The 14,424-nt window shown below is 65.4% G+C and carries 18 protein-coding genes; 9 read left to right on the forward strand and 9 right to left on the reverse strand.

The window, feature by feature from the left end; genetic code table 11:
* Positions 1 to 42: 42 nt before the first annotated feature.
* Genes BM075_RS00525 through BM075_RS00535 form a run of 3 tightly spaced genes read right to left on the reverse strand, consistent with a single transcriptional unit; the run spans position 43 to position 1,795 of the window.
* Positions 43 to 648 (reverse strand): TorD/DmsD family molecular chaperone, encoded by a 606-nt coding sequence (locus BM075_RS00525; RefSeq protein ID WP_093359369.1) that lies wholly within the window; start codon positions 646 to 648, stop codon positions 43 to 45.
* Between the two features lie 17 nt (positions 649 to 665).
* Positions 666 to 1,265 (reverse strand): DUF3306 domain-containing protein, encoded by a 600-nt coding sequence (locus BM075_RS00530; RefSeq protein WP_093358418.1) that lies wholly within the window; start codon positions 1,263 to 1,265, stop codon positions 666 to 668.
* On the reverse strand, positions 1,262 to 1,795 hold the full coding sequence (locus BM075_RS00535) for a DUF3305 domain-containing protein (RefSeq protein WP_093358420.1): 534 nt from the start codon (positions 1,793 to 1,795) through the stop codon (positions 1,262 to 1,264). The genes BM075_RS00530 and BM075_RS00535 overlap by 4 nt, the downstream gene beginning before the upstream one ends.
* A 371-nt stretch (positions 1,796 to 2,166) precedes the next feature.
* Between BM075_RS00535 and BM075_RS00540 the strand changes: the two genes are divergently transcribed.
* On the forward strand, positions 2,167 to 4,116 hold the full coding sequence (locus BM075_RS00540; protein WP_093358422.1) for a 4Fe-4S binding protein: 1,950 nt from the start codon (positions 2,167 to 2,169) through the stop codon (positions 4,114 to 4,116).
* On the opposite strand, the gene BM075_RS00545 is transcribed toward BM075_RS00540, so the two are convergent.
* Positions 4,110 to 4,862, reverse strand: a complete 753-nt coding sequence (locus BM075_RS00545; RefSeq protein ID WP_093358424.1) for a c-type cytochrome — start codon at positions 4,860 to 4,862, stop codon at positions 4,110 to 4,112. The two genes, BM075_RS00540 and BM075_RS00545, sit on opposite strands and share 7 nt — an antisense overlap.
* A gap of 56 nt (positions 4,863 to 4,918) precedes the next feature.
* On the opposite strand from BM075_RS00545, the gene BM075_RS00550 reads away from it, so the two are divergent.
* The 4 genes from BM075_RS00550 to BM075_RS00565 are packed head-to-tail and all read left to right on the forward strand — an operon-like array spanning position 4,919 to position 7,370.
* Positions 4,919 to 5,110, forward strand: a complete 192-nt coding sequence (locus BM075_RS00550; RefSeq protein WP_093358426.1) for a DUF6494 family protein — start codon at positions 4,919 to 4,921, stop codon at positions 5,108 to 5,110.
* A 3-nt stretch (positions 5,111 to 5,113) separates the two neighbouring features.
* Entirely contained in the window at positions 5,114 to 6,181 is a 1,068-nt protein-coding gene (locus BM075_RS00555; protein WP_093358428.1) for an Mrp/NBP35 family ATP-binding protein, read from the forward strand.
* Positions 6,182 to 6,183: 2 nt separating this feature from the next.
* Positions 6,184 to 6,894: a biotin/lipoate--protein ligase family protein gene (locus tag BM075_RS00560; RefSeq protein ID WP_093358430.1), complete on the forward strand. Its 711-nt coding sequence runs from the start codon at positions 6,184 to 6,186 to the stop codon at positions 6,892 to 6,894.
* A complete protein-coding gene (locus BM075_RS00565) occupies positions 6,891 to 7,370 on the forward strand; it encodes a DUF6505 family protein (protein ID WP_093358432.1) in 480 nt (159 codons plus the stop codon). Before BM075_RS00560 ends, BM075_RS00565 begins: the two co-directional genes overlap by 4 nt.
* 45 nt (positions 7,371 to 7,415) lie before the next feature.
* Here BM075_RS00565 and BM075_RS00570 read toward each other — a convergent pair whose 3' ends face one another.
* The 4 genes from BM075_RS00570 to BM075_RS00585 all read right to left on the reverse strand — a co-directional run bounded on the left by BM075_RS00570 (position 7,416) and on the right by BM075_RS00585 (position 10,352).
* Positions 7,416 to 8,225: an ABC transporter substrate-binding protein gene (locus tag BM075_RS00570; RefSeq protein ID WP_093358434.1), complete on the reverse strand. Its 810-nt coding sequence runs from the start codon at positions 8,223 to 8,225 to the stop codon at positions 7,416 to 7,418.
* The gene (locus tag BM075_RS00575; protein WP_093358436.1) at positions 8,222 to 8,935 is read right to left on the reverse strand and encodes an ATP-binding cassette domain-containing protein; all 714 of its coding nucleotides are present in this window, start codon (positions 8,933 to 8,935) and stop codon (positions 8,222 to 8,224) included. Before BM075_RS00575 ends, BM075_RS00570 begins: the two co-directional genes overlap by 4 nt.
* Entirely contained in the window at positions 8,932 to 9,636 is a 705-nt protein-coding gene (locus BM075_RS00580) for an ABC transporter permease (RefSeq protein ID WP_093358438.1), read from the reverse strand. The genes BM075_RS00575 and BM075_RS00580 overlap by 4 nt, the downstream gene beginning before the upstream one ends.
* Before the next feature lie 179 nt (positions 9,637 to 9,815).
* Positions 9,816 to 10,352, reverse strand: a complete 537-nt coding sequence (locus BM075_RS00585; RefSeq protein WP_093358440.1) for a DUF2478 domain-containing protein — start codon at positions 10,350 to 10,352, stop codon at positions 9,816 to 9,818.
* Between the two features lie 84 nt (positions 10,353 to 10,436).
* On the opposite strand from BM075_RS00585, the gene BM075_RS00590 reads away from it, so the two are divergent.
* From BM075_RS00590 to BM075_RS00605, 4 genes are read left to right on the forward strand one after another with little or no spacing between them, the layout of a single operon-like run.
* Positions 10,437 to 11,309, forward strand: a complete 873-nt coding sequence (locus BM075_RS00590; RefSeq protein ID WP_093358442.1) for a formate dehydrogenase accessory sulfurtransferase FdhD — start codon at positions 10,437 to 10,439, stop codon at positions 11,307 to 11,309.
* Positions 11,302 to 11,913 carry a molybdenum cofactor guanylyltransferase MobA gene (mobA, locus tag BM075_RS00595; RefSeq protein WP_093358444.1) on the forward strand — a complete coding sequence of 204 codons (612 nt, stop codon included), beginning with the start codon at positions 11,302 to 11,304 and terminating at the stop codon, positions 11,911 to 11,913. The genes BM075_RS00590 and mobA overlap by 8 nt, the downstream gene beginning before the upstream one ends.
* The gene (gene mobB / locus BM075_RS00600) at positions 11,910 to 12,404 is read left to right on the forward strand and encodes a molybdopterin-guanine dinucleotide biosynthesis protein B (protein ID WP_093358446.1); all 495 of its coding nucleotides are present in this window, start codon (positions 11,910 to 11,912) and stop codon (positions 12,402 to 12,404) included. The genes mobA and mobB overlap by 4 nt, the downstream gene beginning before the upstream one ends.
* Positions 12,401 to 14,122 (forward strand): molybdopterin-binding protein, encoded by a 1,722-nt coding sequence (locus tag BM075_RS00605; protein ID WP_245758701.1) that lies wholly within the window; start codon positions 12,401 to 12,403, stop codon positions 14,120 to 14,122. Before mobB ends, BM075_RS00605 begins: the two co-directional genes overlap by 4 nt.
* Positions 14,123 to 14,164: 42 nt before the next feature.
* On the opposite strand, the gene BM075_RS00610 is transcribed toward BM075_RS00605, so the two are convergent.
* Entirely contained in the window at positions 14,165 to 14,392 is a 228-nt protein-coding gene (locus BM075_RS00610; RefSeq protein ID WP_093359371.1) for a sulfurtransferase TusA family protein, read from the reverse strand.
* Positions 14,393 to 14,424: the final 32 nt, after the last annotated feature.

Here is a 14,424-nt window from a genome sequence, read left to right on the forward strand (position 1 = left end):
CCTTCCTGTCACTGTTGTCGGCGCGTGGCCGGTTCTGCGGGTTCACCCCGCGCCCATCCGAAAAGCTTCGGCTTCAATGTCCATGAAAACGCGGCCGACCGTCCCGACCGGCGCGTAAAAGACGGCATTCTTGGCGCCTTCCAGATCGGCAAAGAAATGTCCGGCCCAAGGGCCGACGTGCTTGTTAAAGAAATCCTTCTGGGTGCTGACGTTGGCCGGTGCGCCAAAGCGGCCCACGATCATCGCCCCCATCATCTCCATGAGGCTCGCAATGCCGTCCTCGGGTTCGAAGACGGTCTCCGACCGCACCATGCCACGCGCGGTCATGTCCCGCCGCAGCGATGCCAGCGGCTTTTCGTTCAGGAAGCCGGTCAGATAATAGCTGGCATAGGGCAACACCTCGCCCCGCCCCAACCCGATGAACAGCCGCCCGAATTCGCTCTCCACCTTCTTGCGCCCGGATCGTTTTGCGACGTCCGCAAGTTGGACGATGGCGCGGCCGAGGTCGCTGTCGTCCCCCGACAGCGCCGCGGTCTGAGCCAGCAAGCCATCGTCGGGCGGCGCGGACAGAATGAGCCCGAGGAAATTGTAAAGATCCGCCCTGAGGCGATCCTCCTCTGGAATCTGTCGGTCCGGCGCTGCGTTCATCTCAAGATCGTCCCCCATCATGTTGCTTCGAAACGAAAGTTCATACGCCGGGGTCGCAGGTCGGAGGGCGTTTGGGCTTCATCCGCACCTTGGACACCGTCGGTTGAAATGTCTTTGGTCGCCGGCTCGGATGGTTCCAGAGCGACGTTGCGATCAAACTCCTCCGGCCCATCCGTATTGCGCGCAAGCGCTGTTTGCGGTTCGACGGAGCCGCTCTCGGCATCGACGCCCTCACCCTCAGCCATCACCCGCCTCACGATTCCCTTGCCCACCTGGTAAGCCGTCTTGATCTCTCCGCCGGTGGGAACGGCGTTGAAATCCTCGCCGTAGTCGACCAACCCATCGAGGTTCGCGAGAACGGGATTGAGGCCCCAGAGGCGTCGAAGCGCCCGCGTTTTCAGGCGTTGTGGCACAGCTGCTGCGAGGAAGGCCCGAACCTCTTTGGAGCTCATCAGCATTTCCGGCGCTGGCAGCCCCAGATCCTTCAGAATGTCAGCATCGGAACGCGCCGCCAGTTCCTCTTCCGTCTGCTGTGCCTGAGCAGCCTGCGTCGCAACCTCCTCGGCGCGCACTTCCGCTTCCACTGCTGCCTTGCGCCGGGTCCAGAAGTCGCTCATTGCAAACGCCTCCGTTTGAGCGTCGGGGAAGCGTAGACGTCGGTCAGCGCGCCGATCCTCGGATCACCCACGCCATCCTCCTTCAGATCCACCCGCTTCTTGTCACGCTTCCGCTTCACGAAGGCCTCCTCATGGTGGAATTCGTCGACGAACTCCCAGACCCACGCCTTAAGACCCGGCGTCATCGGCACCCGCTCGACGATTTCCTCCCCACTGTCGGTGTAATCCTGCGCCTCGTAAGGCGACGCCGTTGCAAGCACCACCCTGAGCGGCCGCGGACCAGGAACCTTTCTCAACACGATGAAAACGCTCGGCTCTTTCGCGGTCAGCCCGTGGACGTAAGCTTCCGTCTCCGCGCCATGCAACTCCAGCGGAACCGTCGCGGCATGGTACTCGATAGTCTCGCCCTCCCGACGCAGTTCCCGCCAGTCCGCCGGAGCTGCGCCCGGCAGCACCGCCGTCGCGGTCCACGACCACGGCACCCAGCGTGTGATGCCGGGTGCCCGCTTCATCACTACGCCAAGCGGCATGGATCGGTGCTGCTTCGGATTGCGGTACACGTCGCGGAGTCCTCCCGGAGGAGATACTGTCCCGCAAGGTGACCAAGCAAAAGGACTTTCCCAGGGTAACCGGAAACTTTTCCGTGCGCTGGACAAAATGCCCGACCCGACCGACGCTCCGTGCTTCGCAGGGACGAAATGTCCAGTCCGAGTATTTCTGCCGGAATTCATGTCTACGGGTTCCCCCGAATCGAAAGGGTGCGCGCAGCCTTTGTCGGCAATCGGCGGAACACGTGCCCGTGAGCCGAAACTGGTTGTGGATTGCCGCGAATCCCGGCTACGCTGCCATCGCAAAACGGCAATGAGGTGGACGAAACTCCTCATGTACTGCAGGAGGAAAGATGCCGAAGGCATTGATTACATGCGATTGCCTAGGCAGTCAGGCGATAGACGCAAAAGGCTTGTCAGCCACGACGGGTCTCGACGTGCGCCCTCCCTGCAAAGCCCTCTGTACCAGCCAGATTGACCGGGCGGCGGCGGCGATCAGGGGCGGCGACGCAATTCTTTGCTGCACCCAGGAGTCGCGGGTCTTCGACGAGCTCGCAGCCGATCTAAGCCTGCCTGCGCCGCCTTTGCTGGACCTCCGCGACAGAGCCGGCTGGACGGCGGATCGAGCCTCGACCCTGCCCAAAGTGTCCGCCCTCATTGCCGAGGCCCTGCTTCCGGCGCGCCCGGCAAAAACGCTGGACGTCGCCTCCGAAGGGCTGTGCCTGATCCTCGGCAAGGCCCACGTCGCCCTTTCGGCAGCCGATCAACTCAGCGGCCATCTGGGCGTGACCGTGTTGCTGGAGGACCCGTCGGACCTGCCTGAGACGCGCGCCTACGACGTAATCGCGGGGCAACTGCGCCGTGCGAGCGGTGCGCTCGGCCAATTCCGTGTTGTCATCGACGCTTTGCAACAGGTCGAGCCCGGTGGCAGAGGCGCGTTCACCCTCACGGCCCCGAGGGACGGCGGGCAATCGGAATGCGACGTGATCCTGGATCTCCGGGGCGACACGCCGCTCTTTCCGGCGCCGGAGAAGCGCGAAGGCTACCTTCGGGCCGACCCTGGTCATCCTCAGGCCGTCGCGGCCGCGATCCTGGCGGCGTCGCATCTGGTCGGCACCTTCGAGAAGCCCCTCTACGTGCGGACGGAGCCCCTCCTCTGCGCCCATTCGCGGGCCGAACAGTCCGGCTGCAACCGGTGCCTGGACCTCTGCCCGACGGGCGCGATCATTCCGGACGGCGAGCATGTCTCGGTCGACCCGATGGTCTGCGCCGGCTGCGGCGCCTGCTCGGCGGTCTGCCCCTCCGGAGCGATTTCCTATGACGCTCCGCAGGTGGATTTCACATTCCGCCGCATCCAGACCCTCGCGAAAGCCTACCTCGACGCGGGAGGGACCGCTCCGCGCCTTCTGGTGCACGACGCCCATGGTGCGGAGATGATCCGCCTGTCGGCGCGATACGGGCGCGGCTTGCCTGCCGATGTGATGCCGATGGAGATGACAGCCATCGGCGCCTTTGGCCATGCCGAGGGGCTGGCGGCGCTGGCCGCGGGTTTCGCCTCGGTGCATTGGCTCCCCGGCCCGGGCGCTGACAGGCTCGCCCTTACGGCGCAAGTCGCTCTGACCCAAGCCATTGCAGGGGCGGATCGGCTGCGGCTCCTCGACACCTCCGACCCGGACGCGATGTCCGATGCGCTGTTTGCCGAGGACGCCCCTGCGCCGGTCGCCAACCCGGTTCGCCCGATGGGGACCCGGCGTCAGATCACGCGGCAGGCGGCCAAGGCGCTCTTGCCCGAAGCCGGTGTGATCCCGCTGCCGGAGGGCGCGCCCTATGGCTACGTGCTTGTCGACACGGACGCCTGCACACTGTGCCTCTCCTGCGTCTCGCTCTGTCCCTCCGGCGCGCTCGGCGACAACCCGGACTTGCCGCAACTTCGCTTTCAGGAGGACGCCTGCCTGCAATGCGGACTGTGTTCGAACGTTTGCCCAGAAAATGCAATTACTTACCAGCCCAGGCTAAATCTCGGCGACGATGCCCTTCAACAAGTGGTTCTAAACGAAGAAGAACCCTTCGCTTGCGTTGAATGCGGCGCCCTGTTCGGCGTGAAGTCGACCATCGAAAGGATCACCGCCAAGCTGGAAAACCACGCGATGTTCGCGGGCGGGGACAAGTTGCGGATGATCCAGATGTGCGACGACTGCCGGGTCAATGCGCAGTATCACTCCGAGGACAATCCGTTCACATTGGGCGAACGCCCACGGCCGCGGACGACCGACGACTACCTCAAGAAGCGCCGGGATCACTGATGACGCTGATACAGCGGCGCGCCAAGATCGGCGGCCTCCATCTCCGCGACGTAAGCCACGATCGCTTCGACCTCCTGCAGCGTCATGCGGATCGGGGAGATGGGCGACGGGCGGCTGATTTCGAAGGGCGGCGTGACATCATCGACGATGGTGAACGCCGGATGCGGGTTGATCGCGTAGAATGCCGAAAAGCGGTACTGCCAGTCGGAGAGGTTGCGCAGGACCGAAAAGCTGGGCGTCGAGCCGATCCCGGCCATACGGCTTTCCACGTCGACAGCGTGACATCGCGTGCATTTCTCTCGCGAGACCACTTTACCGACCGCCGCGTCGCCATCCACATCCGGGGCGGCCGCTTCGGCCTCCTGCATCTCGGGAATGGTGAAGGGCGCGCCTCCTTCGGGCGTGAACGCGGTCACGGTGCGCCGGCCAACATCGGAGGTCAGCCAGTCCGCCAAGCTCTTCGCGTTGGCGCTCGGGTCTGCCCCCAACGCCATGTGCCAGACCTGGCCCGCGCCCTCGAACACCGGGCGGCCATCGGTGCCAAGGACGATTTCCGCCTGTCCGGGTGCCTCTACGAGGTCCACCTTGACCCGGGTTTTGAGGGAAAAGCGTGGCAGGATATGCGTCATCAGCCCGGTCTCGATCAGGGCAACCGGCGCGTAAAGACGCACCGCTGTGCCCTCCGCCACCGACTTGACAGGCAGCAGGACAAGACTGAACACCAGAAGCAGGATGCGCGGCTCCATGGGCAAGCCTAGGCGCGCATGGAGCGGCCAGTCAATCAACTGAACGGGAGAAGACGATGAGCGACGATTTCAATATGTCGATGCGGAAGTTCCTCAAGCAGGTCGGCGTGACTTCGCAGCAGGCGATCGAGGACGCACTGCGCAACGCCGAGACCGACGGCAAGACGTTCGCCATCAAGGCGGTTGTCACCATCGAGGAACTCGACATGACCCATGAAGTGACCGGCACCATTTCGGGCAAGGGGTGATCCGTGGCCGCTGACAGGGAGGCCGTCCTCGCGGCGCTCAAACAGATCGGCGATCCCATCGCGGGAACGGACATCGTTGCAAGCGGCGTGGTCCGGGCGTTGAACGTCGGAGACGACGGCGCGGTGCGTTTCGTTCTCGAAATCCCTCCGGATCATGCCGACCGCTTTCAGGTCGTGAAGGCAGAGGCCGAGGCCACGCTGAAGGCCATGGACGGCATCACCAACGTCTCCATCGTCCTGACCGGACACACGGAGAAGGCGCCGCCGGAGCTTCGTCCGCGCAGGCCCGCTGAGCCGAAAGGCCCGCAGAAGATCCCCGGTGTGGATCACATCGTGGCCATCGCCAGCGGCAAGGGCGGGGTTGGAAAATCCACCGTGGCCGCCAACCTCGCTTGCGCCCTCGCTCAGATGGGACGGCGGGTCGGGCTGCTGGACGCCGATGTCTACGGGCCATCCCAGCCTCGGATGCTGGGCGTCTCCGGCCGGCCGGCGAGCCCGGACGGCAAGACGATCCTGCCACTGCGCAACCACGGCGTCACGCTGATGTCCATCGGGCTGATGACCAACGACGATCAGGCCGTGGTGTGGCGCGGGCCGATGCTGATGGGGGCGCTGCAGCAGATGATGATGCAGGTGCAGTGGGGCGCGCTGGACGTCCTACTGGTGGACCTGCCACCTGGCACCGGCGACGTGCAGATGACGCTGAGCCAGAAGGCGCAGGTGGATGGCGCGATCATCGTATCGACGCCGCAGGACGTGGCGTTGCTCGATGCGCGCAAGGGGATCGACATGTTCCGGCAGCTCAACGTGCCGATTCTGGGCATGGTCGAGAACATGAGCACTCATATCTGCTCCCAATGCGGGCACGAGGAGCACGTTTTCGGCCATGGTGGCGTTGCCGCGGAGGCTGCGAAGCTTGGCGTGCCGTTGCTGGCCGAAGTGCCGCTGGACTTGCAGATCCGGATCGCGTCCGACGGTGGCGCGCCCATCGCCGTCAGCCAGCCGGACAGCGCGCAGGCCGCCGCGTTCTCGACCATCGCCCGGTCTCTGGTCGCGGCGGGTGTCGCGTGACGATGCCGGAGACGATGGATCTCGCAATTCCGCCGCTGATGTGGGCGGAGGCGGCCCCCGACGATGCATTCGACCACGCCGTCCGCCGGGCGCAGGCGGGGTGTGACGCTGGGCTCGTGGCGCACAACCTGACAGCGGCCCAGATGCAGGCCGCGCTGGTACTGGCCCCTGACGTGCCGCTTTCCAAGGCGGTGGCCATGCTTCCCCTCTGCGGGGTCGGCCTGCAAAGTGCTTTGGGTGCCCTGGCCCCGCCGGAAGTGGCGGTAGAACTCGACTGGAACGGCGGGATACGCGTCAACGGCGGCCTGTGCGGCGGCTTTCGAATCCGCGCATCCACGCCGGAGCCTGACGCGGTGCCCGACTGGCTTGTCGTCGGCTTCACGTTGACGTTGCTTCCGGAAACGGACAGCCCCGGCGATACGCCCGAGCGCACTGCGCTTTACGCGGAAGGGTGCGGCGACGTTGCCGCGCCGATGCTGTTGGAAGCCTGGTCCCGCCACACATTGAACTGGATCGCCCGCTGGGAAGACGACGGCCCCGCACCTCTTCACGCCGAATGGTCCGGTTTGGCACACGGGATTGGCGAGACCGTCGACGTCGGTGCAGTGCGGGGAACCTTCCTGGGCATCGACGAGGATTTCGGAATGCTCCTGCGTGATGCCGACACGACCCACCTGATCCCCCTGACCCGCCTGTTGGAGCCGACCTCATGAACCTCGCCCGCGCCATCCATTTCGACGAGAGCGACCAGCGGGTCTATGCCTCCCCGGCGCGGACCGGCGAGTGGTGCATCTCCGGCGGGTTCGAGTTTTCCAACTGGTCGGACGGCGACCTGACGGGCAAGGCGCGACAGGCCTTTGCGAATGGCTGGTTCGGATTGGAAACCGGCGGGCGGGTGACCTTCGTGGCCGTGACACGAATCGAACCGGCGGAACTGGAAACGCTGACCGACCTCCTCGCGCAGCACTTCGTGACCTATTACGGCGCCCCCTCCGCTGAGGCGGCCCGCCCGGTTGCAGCTGAGGAGATCGCCCAGATGGCCGATCTGTGCGACGAACACGCGCCCAACACGCTCCTGACGGTCGCGCGGGAGCTTACCCCGGCCGGTGTGCGAGAGGCCTATCGCGTGATCCGGCCGGAGGATGCGGGGCTGGACCAGATCGCCATTCACGGTTCGCTGGACGACTAGATCGGCCGGCCGCGGGCGGCTTGGCGCCGCCCGAACACCCTTCGGTCAATCCGTGTCCGCGTTGAACACGAACAGCGTCTCACCGCCGATCGTGTAGCTGTCGATCAACTCCCGCGCCTTGTCCGAGGTCAGCCAGTCCTCCAGCTTCATCGCCAGATCGTTCCGGACATGATTGTGCATCTCCGGGTTCACCGGCAAATAGGCGTACTGGTTGAACAACACCGGATCGCCGGAATAGAGCAGCGCCAGATCGCCCTTGTTGCCGAAATTGAGCCAGCTTGCCCGGTCCGACAGGATGTAGGCGTTCATCCCGGCCGCGGTGTTAAGCGCCGCGCCCATCCCCGCACCGACCGCCTTGTACCAGTCGCCGAACTGGGCCACGTCCAGCCCGGCCTCTTTCCACAGGCTCAGCTCCTTTTTGTGGGTCCCGCTGTCGTCGCCCCGGCTGACGAAATCGGCCTCTGCGCCCGCGATCTTCTGCAGGCTGTCCACCCCGCTGGCGGCCCCTTTCACCCCGGCGGGATCGTCCGACGGGCCGATGAACACGAAGTCATTGTACATGATCTCGCGGCGGTGGGTGCCGTAGCCACCTTCAAGGAAGGCCTCCTCGGCCTTGCGGGAGTGCACGAGGATCGCGTCCACGTCGCCAGCCTCCCCCAACTTGATGGCCTGCCCCGTACCGACGACGAGCAATTGAACCTCCAGGTCCAGATCGTTCAGAATTTCCGGCAGCAGGACGTCGGCCAGGCCGGAATTGTGGAACGACGTCGTGACCGCCATCTTCATCACGTCCGCCGCCTGCGCCGCACTGCCGATGGCCAGCGCGAGGATGGCTCCCAAAAGCTTCTTCATCATTCCACAATATCTCCCTTCAGAAAGGCTGCTGCCTGGTGTGTTCTGGTTCGTGCGAAAAAGTCCGCCGCGGAACCGGTTTCATGCACCTTCCCGTGCAACATGAAGACGACGTCATCGGCGAGGCGGCGTGCCTGGCCCATGTTGTGAGTCGACAGGATCAGGCTCGTGCCATTGGCGCGGGCCGTCAGCAGGATATCCTCGATCTCCCGCGTCGCGCGTCCGTCGAGGGATGCGCAGGGCTCGTCGAGGAATAGCAACTCCGGCTCCGTGATGAGCGCGCGGGCGAGTGCGAGCTTCTGCTGCTCCCCGCCGGATAGGACGGGCGCCTGACGCTCCAGCATCCCGCCCAGTCCGACACGCTCCGCCCACGCCTCCGCGCGCTCCAGCGCGATGCGGCGCGCGACCCCGCGTGCGCGAAGCGGATAGGCAATATTCTGGCGCACCGAGCGGCGCAGCATGATCGGCCTCTGAAACACGAAGGCCTGCGCCCGGCGCGCCTGCGCGAGGGGGCAAGCCCAGCGGATACTGCCCGCCGTCAGCCGTGCCGCCCCGTGCATCAACCGCAGGAGGGACGTCTTTCCCGCGCCGTTCGGCCCCATGAACACGCAGATCCCGGTGCCGTCCAGCGTCAGGTCGATCGGGCCGACCAGCACGCGGCCGCGCCGCGATGTCTCCGCGCCTTCCAGCACCACTGGGAACAAGCCGCTCACCACCGCCCCTCCCGCTCGGTTCCGCTGAGCCAGTGGATCGAAAGGCTGACGGAAATCGCCATGGCGATCAGCACGAAGCCGAGGGCGAGCGCCAGTGCGAAATCGCCCTTGCCCGTTTCCAGCGCGATGGCCGTGGTCAGCACGCGGGTCGCGTGGTCAATGTTGCCGCCGACGATCATAATCGCCCCGACCTCCCCGATGGCCCGGCCGAACCCGGCAAGCGCGGCCGTTAGCAAGGCGCGGCGCGTATCCCACAAAAGCGTATGGATCTTCTGCCACTGCGACACGTTCATGGAAATCAGCAGGTCATGGTATTCCTGCCAGAGATCGCGCAGCGCCTGATGGGCGATACTTGCGATAAGCGGCACGATGATGACGACCTGCGCGATCACCATCGCCGTCGGGGTGAACAGCAGCCCGAGGACACCGAGCGGCCCGGAGCGGGACAGAAGGACGTAGACGACAAGGCCAACCACCACAGGCGGTAGCCCCATCAGTGCGTTGAGCACCGCAATAATGACCCGGCGCCAGCGGAACCTCTTTACGGCCAGAAGCGCGGCAAGCGGCATCGCGATAAGCGACGCAATCAACAGCGCGGTCATGGACACGCGCAACGACCGCAGGGCGATCTCGATCAGTTCCGAATTCAGCGTCACGACCAGCCAGAATGCCTGCGCGAGACCGCTCCAAAGATCGACCATGCGCCGATCGCCTCCCCTGTTTGGGGTGGAAACTTGCAGGTCGCCCCGCCCATTGCCAGCACAAATTTCCGTTTGTTCTCAGTGCGTCCCAGAACGACCCTACAGGTCGCAACCCTGCGTTGCGCGGCGGCCAATTTGTCCACTACCGCCCGCGACAGCGGGACCCGAAGGACCCCCGGTCAGCCGTTCGAAGCCTGAACCGCGTCCGCGCGGCGCTGCTCGACCTCGGCCCGGCACCAGTCGAGAACCGCGTCCGCATCCTCCGGCAAGCGTTCCGCAAGGTCCTGCGCATAGTCGGTGAAGCTCGACACCTGACCGGGAGTGACGGCCGTCAGCACCGGAATGCCGGCGGCAAGCGCCGCGCCGATGACGGGCCGAAAGCCACGGCCGTCCGCCTCCTGCTTGCCGAACTTGTTGACGATCAGGAGATCCGGGCCGCTCTCCAGCGCCGCCGCCACAAGGCCGACCGCGCGTTCGAGGCCATCGGGGTCCAGCCGGCACCCCTCGGACAGTGCGCCGAGGTTCTGGCTGATGCGAATGATTGCCCCGTCCGCCAGAACATGCAGGTCCATGTCGCATTTGCGGTGCGGATCGGTTTCGAGATTCACCTGAATCGCGCCGACCAGCCTGACGCCCTGGTCCAGCAGGCAGGCGGCAACCTCCTGCAACATCGTGTCGGCCGCACCGCGCCCTTCCGCCACCAGATAGCCGAGCATTTGCTCTTCCCTTGCAACTCACGCACCCAACCTACAAGATGCCCGCCAGACAGGAAAGACAAGCCCGACTGGACCCCTCGCGCGATGCTGCCGGATTACCCCATGCTGCCCGATCCGACAGATCCGCGCCTGACCCGCCGGATTGCCGGCACCGATCACACGGGCGCCTCCACTGAAATTTCGGTGGTCGAGGAACGGCCGCTCACGATTTTCCTGAACAGTCAGGAGATCGTCACCGCCATGACGATCGGCGATTATCCCGACTACCTCGCCTTGGGATTTCTTCGCAATCAGGGTATGTTACTGAACGACGATACTGTGACCGGCGTCGACTACGACGAGGAGTTGGAGACGGTCGTGGTACGGACGGCGCGGGAGACCTCCTACGAGGACAAGGTGCGCAAGAAGACCCGCACCAGCGGCTGCGCGGTGGGCACCGTCTTTGGCGACATGATGGAAGGGCTAGAGGGGCTGCGGCTACCCGCGGCCGAGGTCCGAACCAGTTGGCTCTATGCTCTGGCGAAGGAGATCAACACCACGCCTTCACTCTACCTGGAGGCGGGCGCGATCCACGGCACCGTCCTCTGCCAGCGGGAACGCCCGCTGGTCTACATGGAGGACGTCGGGCGGCACAACGCAGTCGACAAGATCGCGGGCTTCATGTTCCGGCACGGCGTGACGCCTGAGGACAAGATCCTCTACACCACTGGCCGCCTCACCTCCGAGATGGTCATCAAGACCGCGCAGATGGGCATTCCTGTGCTGGTGTCCCGCTCCGGCTTCACGGCCTGGGGAGTCGAGATCGCCCGCCGTGTTGGACTGACGCTCGTTGGACGGATGCGTGGGCAGAGGTTCGTCTGTCTTTCGGGCGAAGAGCGGCTGATCCGTGATGCCGATCCGGCTCACGAAGCCGAGGAAGCCTCGAAACATCGGCGTAAGGCGGCGCAGGATGGGTGAGATCGCCGGCGTCATCCTCGCAGGCGGGCGGGCGACGCGCATGGGGGGCGGCGACAAGGGATTGCGGCCGCTCGGCGACCGGCGGCTGATCGACCACGTCATCGCTCGGCTGGCGCCCCAAGTTGGCGCACTTGCGATCAACGCCAACGGAGATCCGTCCCGTTTCGACGAATTCGGCCTGCCCGTCCTGCCCGATCCCCTGCCCGATTTTCCCGGCCCGCTGGCAGGCGTTCTGGCGGGCCTGGAGTGGGCAGCCGCCGAAGGGTATGCCGCCATCGTGACCGCCGCCGCCGACACCCCGTTCTTTCCGGCCGATCTGGTTGCCGGGCTGACGCGGGCTGCGGGACCCGATAGGCTTGCTCTGGCGGCATCACGCGACGCGAGCGGAAAGCTCTGGCGGCACCCGACCTTCGGCCTCTGGCCGATCGCCCTGAGAGACGATTTGCGGGCCTCCCTGCTGGATGGACTGCGCAAGATCGTGCTGTGGACGGACCGTCACGGCGCCGGTCTCGCCGAATTCGCCCATACCGGCCACGACCCGTTCTTCAACGTCAACGCGCCCGAGGATATCGCTGCGGCGGAACTACTGTTGGTACATCAATGAAGCTTTATGGAATAACTGGCTGGAAAAACTCGGGAAAGACCGGCTTGGTAGAGCGCATCGTGACGGAGATCTGCAGTCGCGGGCACAGTGTGTCGACCATCAAGCACGCCCATCACGACGCCGACGTCGACCAACCCGGGCGGGACAGCCACAGGCACCGTCAGGCCGGTGCGCGGGAAGTCTTGCTCGCCACCCCGCATCGCTGGGCGCTGATGCACGAGTTGCGGGGCGCGGCCGAGCCGCCCCTGCCTGATCTGCTGGCGCAGATGTCGCCGGTCGATCTCATCCTGATCGAAGGCTGCAAGACGGAGCCGCACCCCAAAATCGAAGCGTTTCGCCAGGCGAACGGCCGTGTGCCGTTGGCCGGGCAGAACGCTACCATCCGCGCCGTCGCGTCGGACTGCGCCATGCCGGATGTTGCCGTTCCGATCTTCGATCTGAATGACACCACAGCAATTGCCGACTTCATCCTGCGGGAGGTTGGCCTTTGACGTTCGACCGGGTGGCTATTGTGACCACGGATGGCACGCAATTCTGGCTTGGCATCGCTACGTCGGACGGCGTCCAAGCCGCTACCTATCCCGACGTGGCAGCGGTCGTGGGGGCTTTGGCCGCGCTCTCTGCCGCCAAGACATTGGTCGGTGTTGCCGACGAGCCGGAACCATGGCGCGAGCGCCTTGCATTGGATGACGCATCTAATAACGGATTCGCGCAGACAACCGTGGTACGTGTCGATCCGGCGGTGCTCTCCGCTGAGGTCGAGGCGCACTGCCGCGCAATGCCCGGAACTGCCGCCGCCGAGGCGCAGGCGCGGCTTATGGCACAGGCGCTTTTTGCCCTGTCCGAACAGGGTGATTTGCCGGGACTGCTGACGAGCGACGCGGGCACGGCTGAAACGGTGATCGGTGGCACACACCAGATTGCCCTGCGCCGCGCCCTGCCCTCCTCGTTGGAGCCACCGCGCCTGCGCGACGACTGTTTTGCGATGCCGCAAGGCGTCGACTGGGTGCCGGTGGACGAGGCGCTGTCACGCCTGCGTGATGCCCTGAAACCGATAACCTCCGTGGAGACCTGCCGCACCGCTGACGCCCTTGGACGGGTACTGGCGGCGGATTGCATCGCCCGGCGATCCAACCCACCCTCTCCGAACTCCGCCGTCGACGGATACGGTTTCGCCCACGCGGCCACCGGGAATGGGCCTCAAAGCCTGCCCTTGGTGGCGGGCCGCGCCGCTGCCGGCCAGCCATATGACGCACACGTGCCGGAAGGCGCCGCGATCCGCATCCTGACCGGCGCGATCTTGCCAGATGGCGTGGATACGGTCGTCTTGGAGGAAGACACGGCGACTGATGGCGCCTCCGTGGTGTTCGATGGCCCAGTCAAGCTACGGGCCAACACACGCAAGGCGGGCGAGGATGTGGCCGAAGGCGCGCCGGCCCTGAGCGAGGGACACAGGCTGCGCCCGCCCGATCTGGCATTGATGTCGGCGCTCGGCATCGCGGAGGTGACGGCCTACCGCCGTCTGCGGGTTGGGGTGCTCTCCACCGGCGACGAGATTATCGCATCGCCCGACCTGCCTGCAAAGCCGCATCAGATTTGGGACGCCAACCGGCCCATGCTGCTGAGCCTCGCGTCGGCCTGGGGATACGAGCCGGTGGACCTCGGGCATGTGAACGACGACGTCGCGACGATCGAACAGCGGTTCAACGACGGTTGCGCGGACGCGGACGTCATCCTGACCTCGGGAGGGGCCTCGGCGGGCGACGAGGATCACGTCTCCGCCCTATTGGCCGCGCGCGGCACCCTGTCGAGCTGGCGCATTGCGCTGAAACCTGGCCGCCCTCTGGCCCTGGCCATGTGGCGGGGCACGCCGGTTTTTGGTCTGCCGGGCAACCCGGTGGCCGCGCTCGTCTGCTCCCTCATATTCGCGCGTCCGGCTCTGTCGCTGATGGCAGGCGCCGGCTGGGTGGAGCCGCTGGGATTCGACGTGCCGGCGGCCTTCTCGAAATCCAAGAAGCCCGGGCGGCGCGAGTACCTGCGCGCCCGGCTGAACGCCGAGGGCGCCGCTGAAGTGTTCCCGTCAGAAGGGTCGGGCCGGATCAGCGGGCTGAGTTGGGCCACGGGGCTCGTCGAACTTCCCGACGGCCCACTGGACGTGGAACCGGGGCAACCGGTGCGGTTCCTGCCTTATGCTGGCTTCGGGATCTGACAGGACGGACCAGTCCCCGCGTATTGTGTCAGCGCATCCGGATCAGGTTCGGCGGATCAGGTAAATCAAGACCTCACCTTCCTGATGAGAGTCCTCCAGCATGTTTCCGGATTCGTTGCAGAAATGTGGAACGTCCACGACCGACGCCGGGTCGGTCGATATAAGGCGCAAAACCTCTCCCGGCGCCATCGCCTTCAGCCGCTTTCGCGCCTTGAGCACCGGCAACGGGCACAACAGGCCGCTTGCGTCGAGTTCCTGATCCCACGTCATGTGCATGGAATACGCGCCCCAAACGCCCATGT

The organism is Tropicimonas isoalkanivorans, assembly GCF_900112335.1.
GTDB classification, from domain to species: Bacteria; Pseudomonadota; Alphaproteobacteria; order Rhodobacterales; family Rhodobacteraceae; genus Tropicimonas; species Tropicimonas isoalkanivorans.